The organism is Mesorhizobium sp. (genome assembly GCF_004962245.1).
Lineage (GTDB): Bacteria > Pseudomonadota > Alphaproteobacteria > Rhizobiales > Rhizobiaceae > Mesorhizobium.
The window spans coordinates 80,094-104,995 of the sequence record NZ_SUHQ01000023.1 but is presented as its reverse complement, the minus strand read 5'-3'; the positions used below and the strand labels follow the sequence as shown (position 1 = coordinate 104,995).

At 63.9% G+C, this 24,902-nt stretch carries 27 protein-coding genes and 1 riboswitch; of the genes, 16 read left to right on the top strand and 11 right to left on the bottom strand.

What is annotated here, in order from left to right; all coding sequences use genetic code 11:
• The first annotated feature begins 26 nt into the window (after positions 1 to 26).
• Both cobT and E5X88_RS23245 read left to right on the top strand, forming a co-directional pair.
• Positions 27 to 1,925, top strand: coding sequence for a cobaltochelatase subunit CobT (gene cobT / locus E5X88_RS23250; RefSeq protein WP_292165476.1), 1,899 nt, complete (start codon positions 27 to 29; stop codon positions 1,923 to 1,925).
• Positions 1,922 to 2,953: an esterase-like activity of phytase family protein gene (locus E5X88_RS23245; protein WP_292165475.1), complete on the top strand. Its 1,032-nt coding sequence runs from the start codon at positions 1,922 to 1,924 to the stop codon at positions 2,951 to 2,953. Before cobT ends, E5X88_RS23245 begins: the two co-directional genes overlap by 4 nt.
• 31 nt (positions 2,954 to 2,984) lie before the next feature.
• On the opposite strand, the gene E5X88_RS23240 is transcribed toward E5X88_RS23245, so the two are convergent.
• From E5X88_RS23240 to rpmB, 3 genes are all read right to left on the bottom strand, one after another.
• On the bottom strand, positions 2,985 to 3,686 hold the full coding sequence (locus E5X88_RS23240; RefSeq protein WP_292165474.1) for a hypothetical protein: 702 nt from the start codon (positions 3,684 to 3,686) through the stop codon (positions 2,985 to 2,987).
• Between the two features lie 65 nt (positions 3,687 to 3,751).
• Entirely contained in the window at positions 3,752 to 4,432 is a 681-nt protein-coding gene (locus tag E5X88_RS23235; protein WP_292165473.1) for a queuosine precursor transporter, read from the bottom strand.
• A gap of 81 nt (positions 4,433 to 4,513) precedes the next feature.
• A complete protein-coding gene (gene rpmB, locus E5X88_RS23230; protein ID WP_292165471.1) occupies positions 4,514 to 4,810 on the bottom strand; it encodes a 50S ribosomal protein L28 in 297 nt (98 codons plus the stop codon).
• Between the two features lie 257 nt (positions 4,811 to 5,067).
• On the opposite strand from rpmB, the gene E5X88_RS23225 reads away from it, so the two are divergent.
• From E5X88_RS23225 to E5X88_RS23215, 3 genes are read left to right on the top strand one after another with little or no spacing between them, the layout of a single operon-like run.
• On the top strand, positions 5,068 to 5,856 hold the full coding sequence (locus tag E5X88_RS23225; protein WP_292165469.1) for a DUF3108 domain-containing protein: 789 nt from the start codon (positions 5,068 to 5,070) through the stop codon (positions 5,854 to 5,856).
• Positions 5,857 to 5,884: 28 nt separating this feature from the next.
• Positions 5,885 to 6,772: an EamA family transporter gene (locus tag E5X88_RS23220; protein ID WP_292165467.1), complete on the top strand. Its 888-nt coding sequence runs from the start codon at positions 5,885 to 5,887 to the stop codon at positions 6,770 to 6,772.
• Positions 6,769 to 7,440 carry a lysoplasmalogenase family protein gene (locus tag E5X88_RS23215; protein WP_292165465.1) on the top strand — a complete coding sequence of 224 codons (672 nt, stop codon included), beginning with the start codon at positions 6,769 to 6,771 and terminating at the stop codon, positions 7,438 to 7,440. Before E5X88_RS23220 ends, E5X88_RS23215 begins: the two co-directional genes overlap by 4 nt.
• Here E5X88_RS23215 and E5X88_RS23210 read toward each other — a convergent pair.
• Complete coding sequence (locus E5X88_RS23210) at positions 7,415 to 7,855, bottom strand: cupin domain-containing protein (RefSeq protein ID WP_292165463.1); 441 nt, start codon at positions 7,853 to 7,855, stop codon at positions 7,415 to 7,417. The two genes, E5X88_RS23215 and E5X88_RS23210, sit on opposite strands and share 26 nt — an antisense overlap.
• Before the next feature lie 162 nt (positions 7,856 to 8,017).
• A complete protein-coding gene (gloB, locus tag E5X88_RS23205) occupies positions 8,018 to 8,785 on the bottom strand; it encodes a hydroxyacylglutathione hydrolase (RefSeq protein WP_292165461.1) in 768 nt (255 codons plus the stop codon).
• A gap of 110 nt (positions 8,786 to 8,895) precedes the next feature.
• On the opposite strand from gloB, the gene E5X88_RS23200 reads away from it, so the two are divergent.
• From E5X88_RS23200 to E5X88_RS23185, 4 genes are all read left to right on the top strand, one after another.
• Positions 8,896 to 9,684, top strand: coding sequence for a methyltransferase domain-containing protein (locus E5X88_RS23200; protein WP_292165524.1), 789 nt, complete (start codon positions 8,896 to 8,898; stop codon positions 9,682 to 9,684).
• 118 nt (positions 9,685 to 9,802) lie between these two features.
• Entirely contained in the window at positions 9,803 to 11,635 is a 1,833-nt protein-coding gene (locus tag E5X88_RS23195) for an ABC transporter ATP-binding protein/permease (RefSeq protein ID WP_292165459.1), read from the top strand.
• 262 nt (positions 11,636 to 11,897) lie between these two features.
• Entirely contained in the window at positions 11,898 to 12,635 is a 738-nt protein-coding gene (locus E5X88_RS23190; protein WP_292165522.1) for a DUF1194 domain-containing protein, read from the top strand.
• 136 nt (positions 12,636 to 12,771) lie between these two features.
• On the top strand, positions 12,772 to 13,092 hold the full coding sequence (locus E5X88_RS23185) for a DUF1330 domain-containing protein (RefSeq protein WP_292165457.1): 321 nt from the start codon (positions 12,772 to 12,774) through the stop codon (positions 13,090 to 13,092).
• A 24-nt stretch (positions 13,093 to 13,116) separates the two neighbouring features.
• Here the strand turns inward: E5X88_RS23185 and metW are convergent, their stop codons facing one another.
• Together metW and E5X88_RS23175 are read right to left on the bottom strand one after the other, a co-directional pair.
• Positions 13,117 to 13,731, bottom strand: coding sequence for a methionine biosynthesis protein MetW (gene metW / locus E5X88_RS23180; RefSeq protein WP_292165520.1), 615 nt, complete (start codon positions 13,729 to 13,731; stop codon positions 13,117 to 13,119).
• A gap of 58 nt (positions 13,732 to 13,789) precedes the next feature.
• The gene (locus E5X88_RS23175; protein WP_292165455.1) at positions 13,790 to 14,959 is read right to left on the bottom strand and encodes a homoserine O-acetyltransferase; all 1,170 of its coding nucleotides are present in this window, start codon (positions 14,957 to 14,959) and stop codon (positions 13,790 to 13,792) included.
• 121 nt (positions 14,960 to 15,080) lie between these two features.
• Positions 15,081 to 15,158: riboswitch (SAM riboswitch) on the bottom strand.
• Positions 15,159 to 15,311: 153 nt separating this feature from the next.
• Here E5X88_RS23175 and hisC point away from each other — a divergent pair.
• Together hisC and E5X88_RS23165 are read left to right on the top strand one after the other, a co-directional pair.
• Positions 15,312 to 16,421 carry a histidinol-phosphate transaminase gene (gene hisC, locus E5X88_RS23170; protein ID WP_292165454.1) on the top strand — a complete coding sequence of 370 codons (1,110 nt, stop codon included), beginning with the start codon at positions 15,312 to 15,314 and terminating at the stop codon, positions 16,419 to 16,421.
• A 6-nt stretch (positions 16,422 to 16,427) separates the two neighbouring features.
• Positions 16,428 to 17,363 (top strand): prephenate/arogenate dehydrogenase family protein, encoded by a 936-nt coding sequence (locus E5X88_RS23165; RefSeq protein ID WP_292165453.1) that lies wholly within the window; start codon positions 16,428 to 16,430, stop codon positions 17,361 to 17,363.
• A gap of 19 nt (positions 17,364 to 17,382) precedes the next feature.
• Here E5X88_RS23165 and E5X88_RS23160 read toward each other — a convergent pair whose 3' ends face one another.
• Positions 17,383 to 18,309 carry a sugar kinase gene (locus tag E5X88_RS23160; protein WP_292165452.1) on the bottom strand — a complete coding sequence of 309 codons (927 nt, stop codon included), beginning with the start codon at positions 18,307 to 18,309 and terminating at the stop codon, positions 17,383 to 17,385.
• A gap of 54 nt (positions 18,310 to 18,363) precedes the next feature.
• Positions 18,364 to 19,362, bottom strand: a complete 999-nt coding sequence (locus E5X88_RS23155) for a DUF2125 domain-containing protein (RefSeq protein WP_292165450.1) — start codon at positions 19,360 to 19,362, stop codon at positions 18,364 to 18,366.
• A 134-nt stretch (positions 19,363 to 19,496) separates the two neighbouring features.
• On the opposite strand from E5X88_RS23155, the gene E5X88_RS23150 reads away from it, so the two are divergent.
• From E5X88_RS23150 to E5X88_RS23140, 3 genes are all read left to right on the top strand, one after another.
• On the top strand, positions 19,497 to 20,033 hold the full coding sequence (locus E5X88_RS23150; protein ID WP_292165448.1) for a gamma-glutamylcyclotransferase: 537 nt from the start codon (positions 19,497 to 19,499) through the stop codon (positions 20,031 to 20,033).
• 116 nt (positions 20,034 to 20,149) lie between these two features.
• Positions 20,150 to 21,097: an aldo/keto reductase gene (locus E5X88_RS23145; RefSeq protein WP_292165447.1), complete on the top strand. Its 948-nt coding sequence runs from the start codon at positions 20,150 to 20,152 to the stop codon at positions 21,095 to 21,097.
• Between the two features lie 164 nt (positions 21,098 to 21,261).
• On the top strand, positions 21,262 to 21,879 hold the full coding sequence (locus tag E5X88_RS23140; protein WP_292165444.1) for a LysE family translocator: 618 nt from the start codon (positions 21,262 to 21,264) through the stop codon (positions 21,877 to 21,879).
• Positions 21,880 to 21,904: 25 nt separating this feature from the next.
• Here the strand turns inward: E5X88_RS23140 and E5X88_RS23135 are convergent, their stop codons facing one another.
• Positions 21,905 to 22,699, bottom strand: coding sequence for a 1-acyl-sn-glycerol-3-phosphate acyltransferase (locus E5X88_RS23135; RefSeq protein WP_292165442.1), 795 nt, complete (start codon positions 22,697 to 22,699; stop codon positions 21,905 to 21,907).
• 108 nt (positions 22,700 to 22,807) lie between these two features.
• On the bottom strand, positions 22,808 to 23,719 hold the full coding sequence (locus E5X88_RS23130; protein ID WP_292165440.1) for a LysR family transcriptional regulator: 912 nt from the start codon (positions 23,717 to 23,719) through the stop codon (positions 22,808 to 22,810).
• A 106-nt stretch (positions 23,720 to 23,825) separates the two neighbouring features.
• Here E5X88_RS23130 and E5X88_RS23125 point away from each other — a divergent pair, with 106 nt between their 5' ends.
• Complete coding sequence (locus E5X88_RS23125) at positions 23,826 to 24,377, top strand: carboxymuconolactone decarboxylase family protein (protein ID WP_292165438.1); 552 nt, start codon at positions 23,826 to 23,828, stop codon at positions 24,375 to 24,377.
• Positions 24,378 to 24,431: 54 nt separating this feature from the next.
• Positions 24,432 to 24,902: a DUF1348 family protein gene (locus E5X88_RS23120; protein WP_292165436.1), complete on the top strand. Its 471-nt coding sequence runs from the start codon at positions 24,432 to 24,434 to the stop codon at positions 24,900 to 24,902.

Sequence of the window (24,902 nt, the reverse complement as noted above, 5' to 3'; positions counted from 1 at the left end):
CAAGATCGTGCTCCAAGGAATGATCGATGGCGGGTCCGGGCGACAACACGCGCAACAAGTCGAAGACGGGTTCTGAAGCCGACAGCTTCAAACGCGCCGTCACCGTCTGCATGCGCGCGATTGCCGGCGACAAGGATCTCGAAGTCGGTTTCGCCAAGGATCGGCCGGCGCTCGCGGGCAGCCGCGCCCGGCTGCCCGAACTGCCGAAGAAAGCGTCGAAGGCCGACATCGCCATCACCCGCGGCCTCGGCGATTCCATGGCGCTGAAGCGCGCCTGCCACGACGCGCGCATCCACACTAGACTGGCGCCGGAGGGCAAGCAGGCCCGCGCCGTTTACGATGCGGTCGAGCAGGCCCGCGTCGAGGCGATCGGTTCTCGCGCCATGCAAGGTGTGGCCGACAACATCGGCTCGATGCTCGAGGACAAATACGCCAAGGCGAACCTCGTCGACGTCAAGGACAAGGCCGACGCGCCGATCGAGGAGGCGCTGGCCTTGATGGTGCGCGAAAAGCTGACCGGCCGCGCCGTGCCGAAGAGCGGCGAGCGGCTGGTCGACCTCTGGCGCCCCTGGGTCGAGGAGAAAGCCGGCGCAGATCTCGACGGGCTGTCGGCAAAGCTCGACGACCAGCAGGCCTTCGCGCGTGTCGTGCGTGAGATGCTGGCTTCCATGGAAATGGCCGAGGAACTCGGCGACGACCAGGAGACAGAAGACTCGGAGGACGATGACGACAACCAGCCGCAAGGCGAGGAGCAGAGCGAGGAAGGCGGCGAAGAGGATTCCGGCTCCGAGCAGTCGCAGTCCGACGACGCCGAGGCATCGTCCGACGACGAGCAATCGGCCGAGACGGAGGCGTCAGATGCCACCGCCGACGACCTGTCCGACGATGACGATGCCGATGCCGAGACGCCCGGCGAAGCGCGCCGCAACGACGATCCCTTCGCCAATCTGTCGAAGGAGATCGACTACAAGGTCTTCACAACCGCCTTCGACGAGACGGTGGGCGCGGAGGATCTGTGCGAGGAGGAGGAGCTGGATCGGCTGCGCGCCTTCCTCGACAAGCAGCTTGCCAACCTGTCCGGCGTCGTCGGCCGGCTGGCCAACCGGCTGCAGCGCCGCCTGATGGCGCAGCAGAACCGCTCCTGGGATTTCGATCTCGAAGAGGGTTATCTCGATCCGGCGCGGCTGGTGCGCGTCGTCATCGACCCGATGCAACCGCTGTCCTTCAAGCAGGAACGCGACACCAAATTCCGCGACACGGTGGTGACGCTGGTGCTCGACAATTCGGGCTCGATGCGCGGCCGGCCGATCACGGTCGCCGCCACCTGCGCCGACATCCTGGCGCGCACGCTGGAGCGCTGCGGCGTCTCGGTCGAGATCCTCGGCTTCACCACCCGCGCCTGGAAGGGCGGGCAGGCACGCGAGAAATGGCTGAAGGAAGGCAAGCCGCCGAATCCCGGGCGGCTCAACGATCTGCGCCACATCATCTACAAATCCGCCGACCATCCGTGGCGGCGGGCGCGCCGCAATCTCGGCCTGATGATGCGCGAGGGCCTGCTCAAGGAAAACATCGACGGCGAGGCGCTGCTGTGGGCGCATAACCGCCTGATCGCCCGGCCGGAGCAGCGCAAGATCCTGATGATGATCTCGGACGGCGCGCCGGTCGACGATTCGACACTGTCGGTCAATCCGGGCAACTATCTCGAACGGCATCTTCGCGCCGTCATCGAACTGATCGAGACGCGCTCGCCGGTCGAGCTTCTGGCCATCGGTATCGGCCACGACGTTACCCGCTACTATCGCCGCGCCGTCACCATCGTCGATGCCGAGGAACTGGCCGGCGCCATGACCGAGCAGCTCGCTTCGCTGTTCGGCGAGGAAAGCGCGCGGGACACACGACGCGGCAGCATGCGGCGCGCCGGATGAGTTTTTCGCGGGGCGGCTTTCGGCAGACGCTTTTCGCCGCCGCAGCGCTGTTTGTTGCCGGCATCGCCTTGTCGCCGGCCATCGTCGCCAGCCCGGTTTTGGTCGAGCCGATCGAAGTCTCGGTACGGCCGATAACCCGGTTTCATATCGGCCGCGACGAAGAACGGTTCGGCCCGCTCGAATTCGTCGGCGGACTGGAGATGACCTCGCCGTCACGCGATTTGGGCGGGCTGTCGGCGTTTCGCTTTCTCAAGCCCGGCAGTGATTTCATCGGCGTCGCCGACACCGGCTTCTGGTTCTTCGGCACCGTTATCCACGATGCCGACAAGCGCCCCGCCGGCATTCAGAATTTCCGCATGCAGCCGATGGTCGATGGATCAGGCCAGCCGATCGACGAGAAGTGGGAGGTCGACGCCGAAGGCCTCGCGGTCAAGGGCGGCATCGCCACAGTCGGCTTCGAGCGCCAGCAGCGTGTCGCCCAATTCAGCATCGATCCGGACAATATGAAAGCGCCGTTCAAGCAGTTGGATTTCCTGGTTCCGGCCCGGGAGCTTCGCCTGAATCGTGGCTTCGAGACCGTCACCCATGCCAATCCAAACGGCCAGCATCAGGGCGGGTTGGTCGTGGTGTCGGAAAAGAGCCTCGACAAATCAGGCAACATCTATGCCGCCATCATCGATGGGCCGCACAAGGGCGTCTTCACCGTCAAGCGCAACGGCGATTTCGACATCACCGACGGCGCCTTCCTGCCGGATGGCGACCTCCTGCTGCTGGAGCGCAGTTTTTCGATGGCCGGTGGCGTCAAGATGCGGCTGAGGCGTATCTATGGCGAAAGCGTCGAGAAGGGCGCCGTTGCCGACGGACCGGTGCTGATGGAGGCCGATATGGGCTACCAGATCGACAATATGGAAGGGCTGGATGCCTGGACCCGCGATGACGGCGCGCTGATGGTGTCGCTGATCTCGGACGACAACCACTCGATCCTGCAGCGCAATCTTTACCTGGAATTTGTTCTGCACGAGGATTGAAGGCAGTCGGCGGGAACGGCCGAATATAGGTCTACAGCTTCGTGCTGGCTGCTGCGGGCCGGGGTCCGTTGGTCGCGATCCAGATGACGTGGCGCGCGCCGCGTTTGCCGTTGGCGCGGACCTTGATTTCCTCGACCGCGAAGCCCGCCTGCTTGAGTCTGCGTGTAAAGCCGCTATCGGGCCCCTGCGACCACACCGCCAGCACGCCGCCGGGTTTAAGCGCTGCTCTCGCGCTGTTCAGCCCGGCAATGCTGTAAAGAGCATCATTGGCCTTGTGGACGATCCCCTCAGGCCCGTTGTCGACGTCGAGCAGGATGGCATCCCAGGCAGAGGCTTCCGACCGTATGAGTTGTCCGACATCCGCTTCGCGAACCGTCACGCGCGGATCGTCGAGACAGCCGCCGAACACCGGGGCCATCGGGCCGCGCGCCCACGCCACGACGGCGGGCACCAGCTCGGCGACAACGATACCGGCATCCGCGCCAAGCTCGGCAAGGGCCGCGCGCAGCGTAAAACCCATGCCCAGCCCGCCGATCAGGATTTTCGGTTGCCTGCGGCCGGCAATCCTCTGGCAGGACAGTCTCGCCAGCGCTTCCTCGGAGCCGCTGAGGCGGCTGTTCATCAGCTCGTTCGAGCCGAGCATGATTGAGAATTCGGTGCCGCGCCGTTTCAGGCGAAGCTCGTGGTCGCCGTCAGGCGTTTTCGCGGTATCGAGCTGGACCCATGGGATCACAGCTTAACTCTTTGTTTGACCATGATCTTCTCCGAAAACCGGATTCCACTTTTCGGGATCATGGTCTATACCGCCAGTGCGGGCTGGCTCCAGCGGGCGGCAAGCAGCCGGTAGGGGATCAGCGCTACCACCGCGATGATCAGCTTCACCGCCAGGTCGCCGAGCGCCCATGACACCCAGCGCATGGCCTCAATCGGCAGCACGCCCATCAGCGGCGCGGTCTCGAGCGCGAAGCCATCGTTCGGGCCAGCAAAGGCGAAGGCCGCTGAAAAGGCGACGGTGAAGAACACGGCGGTATCGAACACCGAGCCGACCAGCGTGCCGACGATCGGCGCCCGCCACCAGCTCTGCCGGCGCAACCGGTTGAACACGGCCACATCGAGCGATTGTGCGATCAAGAACGCGGTGCCAGAAGCCGCAGCAATGCGCACCAGCCGCTCGGCGGTCGTCTCGAACTCGATCAGGCCGTGGCGGAACAGCAAGGGCGGGACGAGGATCGAGCAGATCACTGCGGTCATGAAGCCGACAAAGACGATCCGGCGCGCCACCGCCGGGCCGTAGCGGCGGTTGGCAAGGTCGGTGACCAGGAAGGAAAAGGGGTAGGTGAAGGCGCCCCAGGTCAAAATGTCGGCCAGCGACAGGCCGCCGACTGCGCCTTGCATCGGGAACTGAACGAGGACGTTCGACGCCACGACGACAAGCGCCATAGCGGCCACGAAGGGCAGGTATCGGGAGAAAAAGATCATTTTTTTATCCTGGGTAATGGAACCAGCGAAGTGTCATGCCGAGTTCGGACGACACTCCTTGGAAGGCGGTCGCCTGAAGAATTAAGCGACCGGCTGTTCGGCCAGCTTCTTGGCAATCTGCTTCTTCAACAGACGGGCGCGCTGCGACAGTTCCTTGGCGTCGGCCTTGGCGAGGAAGGCGTCGAGACCGCCGCGATGCTCGACCGAGCGCAGTGCGTTGGCCGAAATGCGCAGGCGCACATTCTGGTTAAGCGCTTCCGAGATCAGGGTCACATTGACGAGATTCGGCAGGAAGCGACGCTTAGTCTTGTTGTTGGCGTGGCTCACATTGTTGCCGGACATGACTGCCTTGGCAGTGAGTTCGCAGGTGCGGGACATGGTTCTAAACCTTCAGTTCTCGGTCTGACCAAACCTTTGTGCCCGCGCCGGGTGGCGCGCGGTTTCGGTCAGGCGGCCTTATGGAAAAAGTTGGCGTTCCATAGTTGCATTTCGCCGATGCGTCAAGCTCAGGCTTGCGCCCGGTGTGACGGCGCCTTTCACATAAAGGCCGGAATTCAGCCTATAAGCGGTCGCACAGGGACATGCCAGGCCGGAATTGCCCATCTCCGGCCGAAAATCGAGGACCGATCGCCGCCATGCTTCGTTCGTCTCATGCTCTTGCTGTCTTGCTCGCCGTTGCGCTGCCTACGTCAACGTCCGCCGCCGCGCCACGATCCTTCAAGGGCGAGTATACGGTGTCGTTCCTTGGCCTCTCGGTGGCGAAAGCAACCTTTTCCAGCAGTTACGAAGGCGACACCTATTCGATCGACGGCAGCGTCTCCAGCGCCGGCCTCGCCACAATTTTCGACGACACGCGAGGCACGATCTCGTCAAAGGGGCGCATTTCGGGCACGCAATTGCAGCCGCAGGCGTTCCGTGCCGACTACAAGTCGGGCGAGAAAACGTCGATGATCGATATCCAGTTCGCCAATGGCACTGTTACCGCGACAAAGGTCGTGCCTGCGCCGAGGAAGCGTAATCCCAGGAATTGGATACCGCTGGGCGCCAACGATCTCGCGTCGGTGCTCGACCCGATGGCCGCCACCGTCATCCATGCCGATAGTCTCGACAAGGTCTGCGGGCGCACGGTGAAACTCTATGACGGCGAGATGCGCGCCAATCTGACTTTGACGTACGATTCGAAGGGTTCGACATCGGTGCGGGGCTACGAGGGCGATACCGTCACTTGCAGGATGGGTTTTGAGCCGGTGGCGGGTTACCGCAAGAATCGCAAGGCCTTGAATTACTTGAAGAATCGCAGCCGAATCATGGTAACGTTTGCACCGGTTGGCCAAACCGGCGTATATGCGCCGATCCACGCCACGGTCAGCACGCAAATCGGCACTCTCACCGTCAGTGCGGGGCGGTTCGAAGTTACAGAATAGGCGCGATCGCGCGCCGCCGGAGACGGATATGGGGCGCGCAACACTGATCGGCTTCTCGGCGGTCGCCATGTGGGCGCTGCTGGCGTTGCTTACGGACGCGTCGGGTGCGGTGCCGCCGTTCCTGCTTTCGGCGATCACCTTCACGATCGGCACCGGCGTCGGGCTCGTTGCGCGGCTGTTCATGCCGGCCGCCGACAGGAGCGAGAAGATACCGCCGCAAGTCTGGGTGATCGGCATTGCCGGCCTGTTCGGCTACCACTTCTTCTACTTCACCGCGCTGCGCAACGCGCCGGCGGTGGAGGCGAGCCTCATCGCCTATCTGTGGCCGCTGCTGATCGTGCTCGGATCGGCGCTGATGCCGGGCGAGCGGCTGGCCTGGAACCATGTCGTCGGCGCACTGCTCGGCCTCGCCGGCACTTTCCTGATCGTCACCAAGGGCGGCGACCTTGCCTTCGACGCGCGCTATGCCTTCGGCTATGCGATGGCCGGCGTCTGCGCGGTGCTGTGGTCGTCCTATTCGCTGCTGTCACGGCGCTTCCCGTCGGTGCCGACCAGCATCGTCACCTGGTTCTGCGCTGCTACGGCCGCGCTTTCGCTTGTCTGCCATCTCGCGCTGGAAGAGACGGTGCTGCCTGACGGCGCCGGCCAGTGGCTGGCCGTGCTCGGCCTCGGGCTGATGCCGGTGGGCGCGGCCTTCTACGCCTGGGATATCGGCGTCAAGCGCGGCAACATACAGGTGCTTGGCGCGGCGAGCTATGCCGCGCCGCTGCTGTCGACGCTGGTGCTGATTGCCGCCGGCTTCGCCGAGCCGTCCTTGCGCATCCTTGCCGCCTGCGTGCTGATCACCGGCGGGGCAATCCTTGCGGCGAAATCGCTGTTGTTGCGCAGGCAGGCAACGAGCGAGGCCGGTGCGTGACGCCGTTTCCCGGCGGCATCGAAGCCAATGCCAATGCGACGCTGCTGTTTTCGGTGGTGGCGGCGATCATTTATGCCTTGACCCTCGATATGCCACTGAGCCTCGCACGCTTGGCGGTCAAGACACTGGCCGCGGCATTGCTCGCCGTGCTGGCCCTGCTGCAGGGCGGTCCGGGGTTGCTCGTCACTGCGCTTGCGCTCTGCGCCATCGGTGATGCCTTGCTGTCGCGCGACGGCGATAAGGCCTTCCTCGGCGCGCTGGCCAGTTTTCTCGTTGCACATATGCTTTGTGTCGCGCTGTTCCTGGGCTCCGGCGGTGGAATCAGGCTGCTCTTGGCCGAGCCGTGGCGCGCGGCGATTGCCGTGGCAATGATCGTGTTTTCGCTCGCCATGCTGTTTGCGCTCTGGCACCGTGTCGGCCCCGCCCTGCGCCTTCCGATCAGCGTCTATATCGCGGCAATCCTTGCCATGGGGATTTCAGCACTCACCCTGAGCCATGTCTGGGTGATCGGCGGCGCCGTGCTGTTCATCGCGTCCGACGGGCTGCTCGCCTCGGAAAGGTTCCTGCTGTCCGCCATCTCGCGGCACCGCGTCTGGATGCGCTACGCGGTCTGGGTGCTGTATTACGCCGCCCAGCTGGGCATCACGATGGGCTTCTTGCTGGGTTAGGGCTCCAGCCCGGCGCGGCCAGCTCGAAGGCGGCGAAATCGAAGCCCGGCGCCACGGTGCAGCCGACCAGCGTCCACTCGCCCAGGCTGCGTGCCGACTGCCACCAGCCTGCCGGCACGACGACCTGCGGCCGCTCGCCCGCCGCCAGTGCCGTGCCGAGCACCTGCTCGATCACCGGCCCGCCTTCCTGATGCATCGACAGCGCCAGCGGGGCGCCGGCATAGAAATGCCAGACCTCGGCCGCGTCCTTGACGCGGTGCCAGGCCGACAGTTGCTCCTGCTCCAAAAGGAAATAGATCGCGGTCGAATGGCCGCGCGCGCCTTCCGCACCATCGCGGAAGGTCTCGGCATACCAGCCGCCTTCCGGATGCGGTTTCAGGCCGAGCGTGGCGATGATTTCGGCGGAACTGGTCATTGCCTCCAGAACTTCACGGTTTCCAGACCGCTACAGCACCGCGCGTCCTGTTGGACGCGCAAAGGACGCTGTAGCACTTTGATTTTGCGCATGATCCCCAGCGAAAATCGATTCCGATTTTTGCTACGCTGACCTTCGGTGCGGGGTCATGCGCCATGGTGCTCAGAAATTATCCTTGCGCTTGCGGATCTCGGCGAACACTTCGGCGTCGGAGGCCTTCTCCATACCGAGATGCTTGCGGATTGCCGGATCGTGCCACCGCAGGAACGGATTGGTCGACAGTTCCTCGCCGATGGTGGTCGGCAGCGTCGGCTTGCCATCGGCGCGCAGCGCTTCGATCTTCGCGGCGCGTTCCTTCAAAGCCGAGTTGGTCGGGTCGACGGTCAGCGCGAAGCGGGCGTTGGCGAGCGTATATTCATGGCCGCAATAGACGACCGTCTCGGCCGGTAATGCCGCGAGCTTTTTCAACGAATCGTACATCACCGGCGGCTTGCATTCGAACAGCCGGCCGCAGCCGAGCGCGAACAGCGTATCGGCGGTGAACGCCACTTTCGACGCCGGCAGATGATAGGAGACATGGCCTGCCGTGTGGCCGGGCGTGGCGATCACGTCGATCCTCTCCTCGCCGAGGTGGACGACCGAACCTTGCTCGACGGTTTCGTCGATGCCGGGGATCTTGGCCCTTTCCGCCTCCGGTCCGACGATGCGCAGCTTGAAGCGCTCCTTCAGCGCCAGATTGGCCTCGACATGGTCAACATGATGATGGGTGGTCAGGATCATGGTCGGCGTCCAGCCGGTACGCTCGATCGCGGCCAGGATCGGCGCCTCCTCGGGCGCGTCGATGATCGCGGTCTGGCTGCTTTTCGGGTCATGCACCAGCACACCGAAATTGTCGCTGCGGCACATGAACTGTTCGATTTCAACCGGCATCGCGTCTCTCTCCTTCGTGGCCCCCTTGCCGCCGCAGACATAGGGCGCTTGCCCGCCGATGTCATCCGCCTTTGTTGAACTTGAACAGCATCGAATATACCGTCCCGCGCATGCATTCCGATATCGTCGATCTCCGCTCCTTCTATTCGACCACGCTCGGGCGGTTGGCCGAACGCTCGATCACCATGGCGCTGTCCTCGATATGGGCTGTTATACCCAATGAGCGGCTGGTCGGCCTCGGTTACACATTGCCGTGGCTCGAGCGGTTTGGCACAGACGCGGAGCGCGTCTTTGCCTTCATGCCGGCGACGCAAGGCGCGGTGGTCTGGCCGGCCACGGGGCCGACCGCGACCGCGTTGGTCTTCGATGAGGAGTTGCCGCTGGTCGATGCCTCCATCGACCGCATGCTGCTCGTCCATTCGCTCGAGCATGCCGAGAACCCGCGCGAAACGCTGAACGAAATCTGGCGGGTGCTGTCGCCCGCCGGCCGCGTCGTCATCGTCGTGCCCAACCGGCGCGGTGTCTGGGCCCGTTTCGAGCATACGCCTTTCGGCAGCGGCCGACCGTTCTCGCGCGGCCAGCTCACCGAACTGCTGCGCGAAGCAAACTTCACGCCCGCGGCCTGGTCCGATGCCCTGTTCTTCCCGCCATCGCGGCGACGCTTCATGATGCGGTTCCACAATGTGCTGGAGCGCGCCGGCCGCAGGTTCTGGCCGATCTTTTCCGGCGTCATCGTGGTCGAGGCGCAGAAGCGGCTCTATCAGGGCGTGCCGGTCGTCCAGCGCGCCTCCCGCCGCGTCTTCGTGCCGGTTTTCTCGCCACATGGCGCCACAAGACTCGGTCGGCTGTCCCAGGCCGGGAACGCACCGTCGCCGGCTGACCGAGTGACGCGTTCGTGAAGGGAATTGCGCTTTTTCTCACCTATCTGTCGAGGACAGGTTCGGGTGTGCCCCGTCGATGCCGGTGACTGGGCCTGTTACCGGGTTAGCACCACTTTCGCATGCAAGGATCTCGCTTATGGCTGATCATCCGGACGACAAGGCCAACGCACGGCCGGGTGCCGCGTCGGTTGAGGCCAGCAGCCTGCGCGACCAGCTCGCGACAATCCGGCTGGCGCTGACGACCTCGCCGGTTCGCAAGACGCTGCTGTGGATGTCGATAGGCGTCATAGCCGTCATTGTGGCAACCTCGATCGGACAGATCCTGCTCAACCGCTGGAATCAGCCTTTCTACGACGCGATCGCACGCCGCGACATGCAGGGCTTCCTGCATCAGCTTGTTGTCTTTGCCGCCATTGCCGGTGGGCTTGTGGTGCTCAATATCGGCCAGACCTGGCTCGACCAGATGATCCGGCTGAAGCTGCGTGAGGCGCTGACGCTCGACCTGATCGACGAATGGATGCGGCCCAGCCGCGCCTTCCGGCTCGCCAACGCCGGCGCCATCGGCGTCAACCCCGACCAACGCATGCAGCAGGATGCCGGGCATCTCTCCGATCTCTCCACCGGTCTCGGCATCGGCCTGCTGCAGTCGCTCATTCTGCTTGTTTCCTTCGTAGGCGTCTTATGGACGCTGTCTTCGGGCTTCGTCTTCCATGTCGGCGGCTATTCACTGGCCATACCCGGCTACATGGTCTGGGCCGCGATCCTTTATGCCGGCACCGCCTCCTGGCTGAGCTGGCTTGTCGGACGGCCGCTCATTCGCTTCAACAACGACCGCTATACGCGTGAAGCGGAGCTGCGATCCTCGGTGGTCCGCGTCAATGAGAATGTCGATGCCATCGCCCTTGCGCATGGCGAGGCTGACGCGAAACGACGGCTTGAACTCGACCTTGGCAGCCTGCTCGGCGCCATGCGGCGCATCTACAGCGCACAGATCAATCTTTCCTGGGTGACCGATACCTATGGCTGGATCACCGTCGTTGCGCCGATCCTGGTCGCGGCGCCGGTCTATTTCGCCGGCGATATCAGCTTCGGCGGGCTGATGATGGCGGTCGGGGCCTTCAACCAGGTCCACTCGTCGCTGCGCTGGTTCATCAACAATATCGGCGGCATCGCCGATTGGCGGGCCACGCTGATGCGGGTTGCCGACTTCCGCATTGCGCTTGGCGAAACCGACGTGCTTCACCACACCGAAAGGCGCATCGCGTTCGGCGAGAACCCGGACGGTAGCCTGACATTCGAGGCACTCGAGGTTGCGTCGCCGGATGGATGCACGAGACTTGCCGAGCCGCATGTCGAAATCCGCGCCGGCGAGCGCATCATGATCACGGGAGAGCCGCGCGCCGGCAAGACGCTGCTCTTTCGCGCCATTGCCGGTCTGTGGCCGTGGGGAAGCGGGCGTATCGGCATGCCGGCCGGAGCAGTGCTCGCCTTCGTTCCACGCACCCCCTATTTCCCGCTCGGCACGCTGCGCGAGGTGCTCAACCATGCCGACGGCACGGCCACGGCGGACGATGCCGAGATCTCGGCGGTGCTTGCCGAGGTCGGTCTCGAGCGCTTGTCGTCCTCGCTCGACCGCTCCGCGCGCTGGGAGCGTGAACTGGGCGAAGACGAGCAGCGCCTGCTTGCCTTTGCCCGACTTGTCTTGCGGCAGCCAAAATGGGTGATCATCGACGAGGCTCTGGATACGTTCGACGGCGTGACGCTGAGGCGGGTGCTGTCGATGCTGAAGGCGCGTCTTGCCGACGCCGCGATCCTCAATATCGGCCGTGGTCAGCACAACATTGAATTCTTTCCGCGGTCACTGACGATCGTGAAAGACGTCGACCGACCGGCTCTCAAGCCAGTCCGTGTCAAGGCCGGCGCGATCGAGCCACCCCCGGCCATCGCCCCAGCCTATCAAGAGGAATAGCCGGTCATACGCAGGCAAGCTTTATTTCGCCGTGATCGCAGCGAAAGATCACGGCATCGTTCGGACGTCTGCGGCGTTGGACCGATGCTTGACGCGCCTAAAGCGCGTCCCATTGAAGGGAGTCATGCGACGCGCTCTAAGTCTTTGTTTCCATGCATGTAGGCACCCCAAAACCGCTGCACGCTTTTGGGCGACATGCACTAGCCTGCTTGCCTGCCTTGCCTGCGCTCAGGCAGCACCACTGGCCGCGCCCGCCGATACCATTGCCGTGGATGTCGAACTGGTGCTGGCGGTCGACATTTCGCACTCGATGGACGAAAGGGAATTCGCCCTGCAGCGCGCCGGTTACGTCGAGGCGCTGCGCCACCCAGACTTCATCAATGCGGTGCGTTTGGGTGTGACCGGCCGCATTGCGCTCACCTATTTCGAATGGGCGGGCACCGTCCGCGACGATGCGGTCATTGCCTGGCAGGTTGTCGACGGTGCAGAGAGCGCCGACGCTTTCGCCGACAAGATCGAGGCCCGCCCTTTCAGGAGCTTTCGCGGCACCTCGATTTCCGGTGCGCTCGCCTTTGGCGCGAAGCTCTTCGATGGAACCGCTTTCGACGCGCCGCGCCGGGTCATCGACATTTCAGGCGATGGCCCCAACAATATCGGGATGCCCGTCACCACGACACGCGACGCCGCGGTGGCGAAGGGCATCGTCGTCAACGGCCTGCCGATCCTGATCAGCCCGTCGCCTAGCTTCAGCCATCTCGACCAATATTATGCCGAGTGCGTTACCGGCGGGCCCGGCTCCTTCGTGCTGCCGGTCTATGCCGCCTCCGAATTCGTGACCGCCATACGCCGCAAGCTGGTCCTCGAGGTCAGTGGTATTGCCCATCCCTGGGCCGATCCCGGGCCGATCCGGATCGGAGCGGCAGCTCCCATCGACTGTTTGCAAGGCGAGCGCGACCGGCGGTTCTTTTCCGATCCGTATTTTCCGGAGCTTAATCGGTAAGATTTTGCCGGGAGGTGGGGGCGGTTCTTGTACCCAGTATCATTACCTTCGGGGTAATCGACCAGCGCGCAACGTCTCGGCAAACTACTTCTATCAAGCCGGTAGTCCGGCTTCGAATCCATCAGGGAGTACAGCCATGACCGCCTATGCCGTCGCCCATATGCACCAGGTCACGCCGGGGCCGCAAATCGTCGAATACCTGCAGAAGATCGATGCCACACTGGAGCCGTTTGACGGGCGCTTCATCGTGCACGGCAGCGAGGTGGACGTGGTTGAAAACACCTGGCCGGGGCACCTCGTCATTATCGAGTTTCCAGACTTGCAGCATGCGCGCGGATGGTACCACTCGCCCGCCTATCAAGAGATATTGCCGCTGCGTACCGACAATTCCCGGTCCGATGTGTTCTTCGTCGACGGCGTCAGGCATCCGCACAAGGCCACCGACGTTCTTGAATAGGGAAGGGCCGGCCGCGAGCGGCTCTTATCGCCTCAGCAGGAAGACCGCTTGCTGGCCAAAGAAATTCCAGAACCACCATGGCATCGAGAGGCCGATCTTCTGGCCGTTGGCGTCGAGCGCGGTTGCCTTCTCCACCGTTGCGCCGAGTTCGTCGCAGAGATTGACGAAGTCGCGGATGGTGCAGAAATGGATGTTGGGCGTGTCGTACCAGGAGTAGGGCAGGTCCTTGGTCACCGGCATCCGACCGTTGAGAAACAGCGAGAGGCGCACCCGCCAGTGGCCGAAATTGGGGAAGGAGACGATGGCGTGCTTGCCGATCCTGAGCAACTCGTCGAGCACCAGCTTCGGGTTGCGGGTCGCCTGCAGGGTCTGCGACAGGACGACGAAATCAAAACCCTTGTCGGGATAGAATTCGAGGTCCTTGTCGGCGTCGCCCTGGATGACGGACAGGCCGCGCGCCACGCATTCGTTGACGCCGCGCTGCGACAATTCCATCCCGCGGCCGTCGACCTGCTTCGTTGCCTGCAGCAATTCGAGCAGCAGCCCGTCGCCGGAGCCGACGTCCAGCACCCGCGACTGCGCCGGGATGAGATCGGCGACGACTTCGAGGTCGACGCGCTGGGCATGGTTGACGCTCATGGTCCCGCCTTTTGCTTGGCGCATGATCCTGATCCGAAAAGTCTGCAACTTTTCCGGGTCATGCGCTGAGCCCCCTGGCGCGGGCCGCCGAGGCGATGAATCCGTTGATGGCGGCAAACAGCTCCGGCTCGTCGAGCAGGAAGGCGTCGTGGCCGCGATCGGTCTCGATCTCGACGAAGGATACCGAGGCACCGGCCGCGTTCAGCGCGTGAACGACCGAGCGGCTCTCCTCGGTCGGGAACAGCCAGTCGCTCGTGAAGGAGACCAGGCAGAAACGGGTCTTGGTGCCGGCGAAGGCGTCGGCCAGCCGTCCGCCATGGTCGGCGGCGAGGTCGAAATAGTCCATCGCCCGGGTCATGTAGAGATAGGAATTGGCGTCGAAGCGGTCGACGAAGGTCATGCCCTGATGGCGCAGATAGCTCTCGATCTGGAAGTCGGCGTCGAAACCGAAGGTGAGCGCTTCACGGTCCTGCAGGTTGCGGCCGAATTTCCGGTGCAGGGCCGCCTCCGACAGATAGGTGATGTGAGCGGCCATGCGCGCCACCGCCAGTCCTTTTTCCGGGCGCTTGCCATGCTCGAAATATTTGCCGCCATGCCAGTCCGGATCGGCCATCACCGCTTGCCGGCCGACCTCATGGAAAGCGATGTTCTGCGAGGAATGGCGCGCGCCGGTGGCGATCGGCAGCGCTGAGAAAACGCGCTCCGGATAGCTCGACGCCCATTGCAGCACCTGCATGCCGCCCATCGAGCCGCCGAGCACGCAGAACAGTTTTTCGATGCCGAAATGGTCGACCAGCATCAACTGCGCCCGCACCATGTCGCGGATGGTGATGATCGGCAGGTCGAGCCCGTAGGGCTTGCCGGTGGCGGGGTTGGTCGAGGCGGGACCGGTGGAGCCGAGGCAGCCGCCGATGACGTTGGAGCAGATGACGAAGTAGCGGCTGGTGTCGATGATCCTGCCGGGGCCGATCAGCACTTCCCACCAGCCCGGCTTGCCGGTCACCGGATTGGTGCTGGCGACATGCTGGTCGCCGGTCAGCGCATGGCAGACGAGGATGGCGTTGGCGCGGGCGTCGTTGAGCGTGCCGTAGGTCTTGTAGGCGATCTGGAACGGCGACAGCAGCGTGCCGGCGTCGAGCTTGAGCGGCTTGTCGGCACCGAAACGCAACACCGGGCTCGACGGCTCGTCGGCCTCGTTGTTGGTTCTTTTAGCGCGCAGCGCGACCATCGCGTCCCTCTTACACCAACCCATCGCGCTTTCCGAAAATCGATTCCGATTTTCGGGCCGATGCGGTTGTCCGGCCGGCAACGGACAACAAAAAACCGGCATTGCCTTCGCAAAAGCCGGTTACAGGATGCAAACGGCCCTTTAGCGAGTTGTTTAACGTGGCTGCAAGCCGACCGGCCAAATCACCACGGTATTTCGCCTCTCTTCTAGGACCGGCGCGCCCCGGCGTCAACGGTCAGCCGACACGACCAGCCGCTCACCCATGATTGCCGCCTCTCGACATTCCAGGCCACGGCTTGTATTTCCGCTGCGGCCTCCGGGCGGAAGCGCTCTCTCGACGGATTTTTGCAATATGAACCAGGCATCGGATCAGGCACGTCCAACGCCCCGCGCGGGGATCATGGACATCGAAGCCTATGTGCCGGGCAAAAGCACAGCGCCGGCCGGTGTCGCCAAGGTCCACAAATTGTCGTCGAACGAAAACCCGCTCGGCCCCTCGCCGAAGGCGATAGAGGCCGCGCGCGACGTCGCTGCAAGGCTCGACATCTATCCCGACGGCACCGCCAGGCGCCTCAGGGAAGCGATCGCCGAGGTGCATGGCCTCAACCCGGCGAACATCATCTGTTCCAATGGTTCCGACGAAATTCTGGGCCTGCTTGCGCAGACCTATCTCGCGCCCGGCGACGAAGCCATCATCACCGAACACGGCTTCATGGTCTACAAGATCTACATCCAGTCGGCAGGTGCCGTCCCGGTGTCGGTCAAGGAAACCGACGAGCGCGCCGACGTCGATGCGATCCTCGCCGCCGTGACACCGCGTACCAGGATCATCTTCCTCGCCAATCCCAACAACCCGACCGGCACCTATCTGCCGTTCCAGGAGGTGCGCCGCCTGCATGCCGGCCTGCCCCGGAACGTGCTTCTGGTGCTGGATGCCGCCTATGCCGAATATGTCCGCCGCAACGACTATGAAGCCGGCGTCGAACTTGTAGCCGGCGCGGAAAACGTGGTCATGACCCGCACCTTCTCCAAGCTCGGCCTCGGCGGCGCGCGGGTCGGCTGGATGTACGCACCGATGCACATCGTCGACGCGATCAACCGCGTGCGCGGTCCCTTCAACGTCAACGCGACGGCGATCGAGGCCGGCATTGCCGCGATCCGCGACCGTGCCCATGTCGAGCGCAGCGTAGCGCATAACGAGACCTGGCTGTCATGGGTGAGCGAGGAACTGACCAAGCTCGGGCTGCGGGTGACGCCGAGCGTCGGCAATTTCGTCCTCATCCACTTTCCCGAGGACAAAAAGCATTCGGCTGAAGCTGCGGACGATTACCTCTCCGCGCGCGGCTACATATTGCGGCGCGTTTCCGGTTACGGCTTCCCGAATGCACTGCGTATGAGCATCGGCACCGAAGAGGCCAATCGCGGCGTTGTCGCCGCTCTCACGACATTTCTGAAAAGCTAGAACACCATGACATCACCGATGTTCGAAAAGATCGCGCTGGTCGGCATCGGCCTGATCGGCTCGTCGCTGGCACGCGTCATCCGCCGCGAAGGCCTTGCCCGCCACGTTGCCATCTCGACGCGAAGCGAAACCACGCTGGCGCGGGCAAGGGAACTCGGTCTCGGCTCCTCCTACACGATAGATGCGAAAGAGGCGGTCCGCGATGCCGACCTGGTCATCGTTTCGGTACCGGTCGGCTCTTCGGGCGAGGTCGCCGAGGAAATCGCACCGGCGCTGAAGCAGGGCGCCATCCTCACCGATGTCGGCTCGACCAAGGCGTCGGTCATCGCGCAAATTGAGCCGCATGTGCCGGCTGGTGTGCATTTCATTCCCGGCCATCCGCTGGCCGGCACTGAAAAATCGGGTCCGGATGCCGGCTTTGCCGAGCTGTTCGAAAACCGCTGGTGCATCTTCACGCCTTTGCCGGGCACCGATCCGGCAGCCTTGGAAAAGCTCTCGGAATTCTGGCGCCGCTGCGGCTCCAACATCGACACGATGGATCCCCAGCATCACGACATGACGCTGGCCATCGTCTCGCATCTGCCGCACATCATCGCCTACAACATCGTCGGCACCGCCGACGATCTGCAGTCGGTGACCAAGTCCGAGGTCATCAAATATTCGGCCTCCGGCTTTCGCGACTTCACTCGCCTTGCCGCTTCCGATCCGACCATGTGGCGGGATGTCTGCCTGCACAACAAGGATGCCATCCTCGAAATGCTGGCGCGATTCTCGGAAGATCTGGCCTCGCTGCAGCGGGCGATCCGCTGGGGCGACGGCGAAAAGCTGTTCGACCTGTTCACTCGCACCCGCGCCGTCCGCCGCTCGATCATCGAGGCCGGCCAGGACATCGACGTACCGGACTTCGGCCGGCAGGCGGTCGAGCACCCGCCGAAGGGATAGATTGCCTCGATCCTGCCGGTCAGTCGGCAGGCCAATGGGCGGCGACCATCGCCAGCGTCTCGGCCCTGTCCGGTGCGCCGAGCCTGCCGCCGAAGCGCAGGCATTTGAGCGCGGCGGCGGCGCTGGCAAAGCGCAAACTCTGTTCGACCGGCATCGCCTCCGCCAGCCCGACGGCGAAGGCGCCGTGAAACACGTCGCCGGCGGCAAGCGTATCCACGGCCTTGATCCTTGGCGCCGCGACATGGCGCACGGAGCCCACCGAGCGGTCAAACCACCAGCTTCCTGCCGCGCCGCCGGTCACGGCGACGAATGCATCGGTGCGTCTGGCCAGCGCTTCGCAGGCCTTTTGCGGGCTTCGCTCCTCGCCGCAGAGAATGACGGCCGCCGGCTCCGACGCGACGATGTGCGAGGCCAGCGGAAACAGGCGTTCCAGCACGTCCCGTGACGCGGTGTCGGCGTCCAGTATGGCCGGACGGCCGATTGCGCGCGCCGCCTCGAGCGCCAGAGCCGCGGCGCCCGGCCAACGCACGTCGACCAGCACGGCGTCGAATGGGGTGAGATCTTGGGTGGGGAGCGCCTTGGGGTCGGCCTGGGCCAGCTTGTCGTAGAAAGGAACGATGATGCGCTCGCCATGCGTGTCGACCAAGATGGCCGACAGCGCCGACCGTGCTCCACTGACGCGCCGGACAAAGCTGCAATCGACGCCCTCGGCCTCGATCCTGGCGACCAGTTGATCGCCGACGGCGTCATCCCCTGTGCTTGCCCACAGCGACACCTCGGCGCCGAGACGGCGTGCGACGCAGGCCGCGCTCGAAGCCATGCCCGAGGCGATCTGGACGCCGTCGGGCGCGATGAACTTGCCCTGATGTGTCGGAAGCGTATCGACGCGAAGGATCGTATCGAGCGTCAGCGCGCCAACACTCAGGAGCTTCACCGGGGTGTTCATCTATCTTCCTGTTTGACCATGATCTTTTCCGAACTGCAGCTTCGGGATCATGGTCTAATCGACCGGCTTGATCTTGCCCAGCGGGATGAAACCGAGCGATGCCTTGCCCTTGACGATCTTGAGGGGCATCGACGGTTCGTTGCCAAGCAGCGCCAGCCCGGCAAAGCCCGTTTTGATTTGGCTCTTCTGCTCGGGGATGGCCTTGCCGAGGATTGCCGCTACGGCCTTCGGGTCGCTGAGCTTGATCATCAGGTCGGCGTCGATCAGGCCGTCGGCATCGATCGACACCGGCCCGGAAACGGTGATGCGCGCGGTTCCCGACGACAGATCGAGCTTGCCGATATCGATCGCCTGGCCGCGCAGGCTCCTTGGCTGCGTCTTGATCAGCGCCACGCCGTTCTTCAGCGTCACATCGCCGCCGCCGTCGAGCGGCGGCAGCACGCGGCCATCGATCGCCTGCGGATCGATTTCGAGATCGGTAAAACTCCCGGCATAGTCGATGTCCTGGCCATTCGGACGCAATTGTCCGGCCGCTGTCCCTGCGCTGAACAGCTCGACCGGGTCTGTGCCATCCGCCGGATCGGTCTGGGCGGAAAGGCCCTCGGCCTCCAGTGAAACGCGCCGGGGCAGGGGCCAGGACAGTTTCACATTCGCTCGCAGATTATCCCAGTCGATCCACAGCGGCGTCATCCCCGGGACGGAGGTCCTGAGCGGCCCGCGCAGGTCGGCGCCAGGCGACAGGATCTGGGTGATGCGCGTGACTGCGTTGAGGCTGCCGAGCGAGGCGGCGACGTTTCTGGCGTCGTCCTGATAAGCCAGACTGTCGCAGGAAACAGCGAAGCTCAGCGGATAGCCGCTGACCGTGAGGTTGGCGCAGTCCGCCTCGATGCCATTGCCGTTGAGCTCGGCCACCGCTTTGTCGGCCTCGATCTTGACCTTGTCTGCCAGGTAGAACCAACCGGCGCTGTAGAGGCCGAACAGCACGACGATGACAGCACCAAGCCAGAAGAGGCGGCGGCGAAAATTCGGCGGGCGCTCGTCACTTGACGTCATGCTGAGGCTCTCGTTGGCGCGTGTTGCAGAGGGACTGTCGTTTCCGGCAACATCAGGTAGCTGGAGATGAATTCAAAAAACACCGATTGCAGCGGGGTGATTCCAGTGCGGGTGTTGCAACCAGGCGTGGCGATATGGGCGATTTTTGGGTTTTTGGCTACGGTTCGCTGATCTGGCGGCCGGGATTCGCGCATGTCGAGACGCGCCGCGCCCGCCTTCACGGCTACCGCCGGTCGCTGTGCGTCTACTCGTTCGTGCATCGCGGCACGCGCGAACGGCCCGGCCTTGTGCTCGGCCTCGATCGCGGCGGCTCCTGCATCGGGCTGGCTTTCCGCGTTCCCGGCGATCTGCGCAACGAGGTCATCGCCTATCTGCGCGACCGCGAGCTGGTCACCAATGTCTATCTCGAGCGCACGCTTAGCATTCGCCTCGATGAGTGTAATAGGGGTGGGGGCGAGATGGTCTCGGCGGTCGCCTATGTGGTCGACCGTAGCCACGAGCAATATGCCGGCGCGCTCGACGCGGCCGATGCGGCGACCGTCGTTCGTGGCGCCGTTGGCCAGTCGGGAAAGAACGAGGACTACGTGTCCAGCACGCTGGAGCACCTCGAGGCGCTGGGTATCCGCGACCACTGGCTGGAAGAGGTGGCGCGGCGGGTCGCGCCTTTGTGAAGCGCGCTGATCGGGGGAAAAGACGGCCGGCCCTTTGACGTCGGTGCGGCACGCCATAGGTTAAGCCCGTCATGGGGCTTTCGCCCGTTCCTTTCCATTCCCCACGGAGATCAGTCTTGCTGAAACGTCGTCTCGGTCAAACCGACCTATCCATCGCGCCACTGGTTCTGGGCGGCAACGTCTTCGGCTGGACCGCCGACGAGAAAACCTCTTTCGACCTGCTCGACCGGTTCGTCGGCGCGGGCCTCAACGCCATCGACACCGCCGATTCCTATTCGCGCTGGGTGCCCGGCAACGAGGGCGGCGAATCTGAAACCATCATTGGCAAGTGGATGAAGAGCCGCGGCAACCGCGACGAGGTCGTGGTGATCACAAAGGTCGGGTCGGATATGGGGCAGGGCAGGAAAGACCTCTCCGCCGCCTATATCGAAAAGGCCATCGATGCGTCGCTGAAGCGGCTGCAGACCGATGTCATCGATCTTTATCTGTCGCACTGGCCGGACCCGACCACCCCCTACGAGGAAACGCTCGGCGCCTACCAGAAGCTGCTCGCCAAGGGCAAGATCCGCTATGTCGGCGCCTCCAATCTCGATGCCGGCCAGTTGCGCGCCGCGCTCGATGTGGCAAGCCTGCGCGGCCTGCCGCGCTACGCGGTGCTGCAGCCGGAATACAATCTCCACGATCGCGCCTCCTTCGATGGGCCGCTCCGCGATCTGTGTATGGCCGAGGCTATCGGCGTCATCACCTATTTCAGCCTCGCCAAGGGGTTTTTGAGCGGCAAGTACCGCAGCGAAGCCGATCTCGGCAAAAGCGCGCGTGGCGACGGCGTGAAGGACTACCTCAATGCGCGAGGCATGCGCATCCTGGCGGCACTCGACGCCGTGTCGGCGCGTCACTCGGCCAAGCAGGCGGAAGTGGCGCTCGCCTGGGTGATCGCGCGGCCCGGCGTCACGGCGCCGATCGCCAGCGCCACGACGCTGGACCAGGTCGACAGCCTCGTCCGCGCCGCATCGCTGAAGCTCAGTGCAGACGACATCGCCGAGCTCGACGGCGCGAGTGCGTAGCCCCATGTGAGTTGGCTGCTTGCGTATCCCAGGACATTAAGCAGCGGATGCGTCAAGGACACCCTGGGACACCCTGGCCGCGGAGGGGGTGCACGATCGTTCAAGACGCTCGGCGCTGCCTTGCCGTATCGTCCCTGCATCGTCGCAAGATGCGGGGACGACGCATGGCCGGACAAGTTTTTTCCCACCCGTACCTATGGCAGCAATTGCTCTCGCTTGTCCTGGCAGCGGCGGTTGTCATGGGCAGTCCGGGGCCGGCGACGATAAGCGTCACCGCCGTTGGCGCCGCCTTTGGCCTGCGCGATTCGCTCCGCTACGCCTCGGGCATCATTCTGGGCACGGTCGCCGTGCTTCTGATTGTGGCGACGGGCATCACGGCCATGCTTGCCTCCGTGCCGAAGCTCACACCGCTCTTGGCTGCCGCATCCGCAGCCTACATCCTCTACCTCGCCTTCAAGATTGCAACGGCTCCGCCTCCGGCGGCGCGTACCAGCGAGACAGTGCTTCCTACGTTCCTGGGCGGATTTCTTCTGGCCGTCGCCAACCCAAAAGCCTATGTGGCGATTGCCGCCGTGTTCGCCGGCACGTCATCGGCCGGTGATCTCGACTCAGGGCTCAAGCTGGTGGTCCTTGCCTTGATGATCATCGCCATCCATGTCCTGTGGCTTCTCGCCGGGGCAGCGTTTGCGCGGTTCCTGCGCAAGCCGCTGGCCTCGCGAATCATCAATCTGACATTCGCGGCGACACTGGTTTTGGCCACCGCGCTGGCCGTGATTCCCTAGGGGACCTGTCGATCTGGCAAGTGGCTCAGGCCGGGGTATCGGAGGCCAGTTCCCTCAGCCGCTTCACCGCCGTCGGCGGCATGGGCGGCGGGTTCGGCGCACGGGACGCCTCGACGAGCAACTGGTCGCAGGCGGCTTCCGTCTCGCCGATCAGCCGTTCCATGAATTCCTCCTTGCCGAGGCCCGGCGGGATCGCCGGCAGGAAGCGGGCCTTGATCGTGCCGGGATAGCGCAGGAATTTCCGGCGTGGCCAGTAGAGGCCGGCGACATGGGCGACCGGCACCACCGGGACGCCAAGCTGCGCATAGATCTCGACGATGCCGTATTTATAGGCCGGTTCGTCGCCCGGCGCCCGGCGCGTGCCCTCGGGATAGATGATCAACTGGCGGGGATTGCGCGCCAGCTCCTGCCTGGTCGCTGCAACCACCGCTTTCAGCGCTTTCGAGCGGCTGCCGCGGTCGACCGGAATCATCCGCATTTTCAGAATGTACCAGCCGAAGAAGGGGATCCAGGTCAGTTCCCGCTTCAGGATGTAGAGCGGATCCTGCAGGAAGGGGAAGAAGGCGATCGCATCCCAGAAGGACTGGTGCTTCGGCGCCAGGATGAAGGAACCGTCGGGCAGGTTTTCCTGGCCGGTGATCTCGCTTTTGGTGCCGGCGATCTTGTCATAGAGCCACATGCAGGTGCGCGACCAGAATTTCGGTACGAACCAGGCCCGGTGGCGCGGCGACAGGAAATAGTACGGGGTCCAGAGGATCATCTGGACGATCAGATTGACGTAGAAGACGAAGTTGAACGCCAGCGAGCGGACATAAAGCATGCAGGAAGGGCCCGGTGAGGAGGTGTGCGTTGGTACACCAAGCGCGGGCAAAAAGGAAACGGTGCGACGACGGACATCGCCCCGATTTTGATGAGCGCTATCCGCTCGTCAGGCCTGCCACGTCGCTTGCGCCAGCCGCTTCTTCAGGCGTGGGGCGGCGAAATCGAGGAACGCACGCAGTTTCACCGGCAGCAGGCCCTGGCGGACATGCACGAGGCTCACCGGCCATGGCTGTGGCTCGAATGCCTCCAGCACGGCGCAGAGTGTGCCCGACCGCACGGCAGCCGTGATCTGGTAGGAAAGCACCCTGGTCATCCCGACGCCGGCAATCGCGGCATCGATCGCCGCTTCCGCGGTGTTGACCCGAAGCCGTGAGCGGATCGGAACAGCGAGTTCGGTCTTGCCGGCGGCAAAAGTCCATGCGGCGGGAGCGGTGAGCCCCTCGAAGGTGATGCAGCTGTGTGCCACGAGGTCTCTCGGAGTGTCCGGCGTGCCGTGCTTAGCCAGATAGGCCGGGCTTGCGCAAACAACGCGCCGGATCGAGCCGACGCGGGTGGCCACCAGGCTCGAGTCGGGAAGCTCGCCGATGCGGACGGCGAGATCGATGTGCTCCTCGGTCAATTGGGTTATCCGGTCCGCGAGCATCAGGCGGATGGCCACGTCGGGGTAGGCGCCGAGGAAGCCGGTGACGACCGGCAGCACATGCAGGCGGCCAAAGACGATCGGTGCGGTGATGATCAGTTCGCCCGTCGGGGTGCTGTATTCGCCGGCGGCGGTCCGCTCGGCCTCGCCGACCTCGTCGAGAATGCGACGGCAGGCAGCGAGGTAGGCGTGACCGGCGTCGGTCAGCGTCAGTTGCCGCGTCGAGCGGTTCAGGAGACGCGTCTTCAGATGCCGCTCCAGGTCGGAGACCTTGCGGCTGACCGTTGCAAGCGGGATGCCGAAACGGCGTCCGGCGGCCGAAAGGCTGCCGGCCTCTATCGCGGCGACGAAAAGCGACATGGCTTCGAGGCGATCCATACTTCTCCCGAAAAATGGAAGGATTGATTGTACATATGCCATCTACATCCGGAAGATGGAAGGGTCCATTTTCGGTGCGAAACTGATCGACGAGAAGGAAATGCCAATGCCCCGTATCCCCACACCCGCATCCATAGAGGCCGCGCCTGCTGCGTCGCAGCCGATGTTGCATGCCGTCGAGAAGCAACTCGGCGTCGTCCCAAACCTTTTCAGGCTCGTTTCCAATAGCCCAGCTGCGCTCGAAGGCTATCTCGGCCTGTCCGGAGCGCTTGCCAAGGGCCGCCTGCCCGCGCCGACGCGCGAGCGCATCGCCCTGGCGGTCGCCGAGATCAATGGCTGCAGCTACTGCCTTTCCGCCCACACTTATCTCGGCAGGAACCTTGCCAGGCTTGACGATGCCGAGATGGTCGCCAACCGCGGCGGCGGGTCCAACGATTCCAAGGCCGCCGCAGCCGTGCGTTTCGCCACCAAGATTGCGCGCGACCGCGGCCATATCGGTGACGAGGATCTCAGCGCGGTCAGGCTCGCAGGCTACGATGATGCGCAGATCATCGAGATCGTCCAGCATGTCGCTCTCAATGTCTGGACCAATTATATCAATGAGGTTGCCAGGACGGAGATCGACTTTCCGGTCGTTTCCGCCCGCAGGGCAGCCTGAATTCAGCGACCAGCGTATCGTCGATCGCAGCGTCAGCCCTCGCAAGGAGTTCTCATGTCTGAAAGCCGCCCGCCGCTCCCGCCATTCACCGCCGAGACCGCCGCACAAAAGGCACGCATGGCGGAGGATGCCTGGAATTCCCGTGATCCGGCACGGGTCGCGCTTGCGTACACAGTCGACAGCCGCTGGCGCAACCGGGCCGAGTTCCTGCAAGGGCGCGAGGCCATCCAGGCTTTCCTGGCACGCAAATGGGATCGCGAATGCGACTACCGGCTCATCAAGGAGGTCTGGGCCTTCCGCGACAATCGTATCGCCGTGCGTTTCGCTTATGAATGGCACGACGACAGCGGCTCGTGGTTTCGCAGCTACGGCAACGAGAACTGGGAGTTCGACGAACATGGATTGATGCGCTTGCGCATCGCCAGCATCAACGATCTGCCGATTCGCGAGGCCGACCGAAAATACCATTGGCCGCTCGGCCGACGGCCGGACGACCATCCCTCTCTAACGGAACTCGGCCTTTGA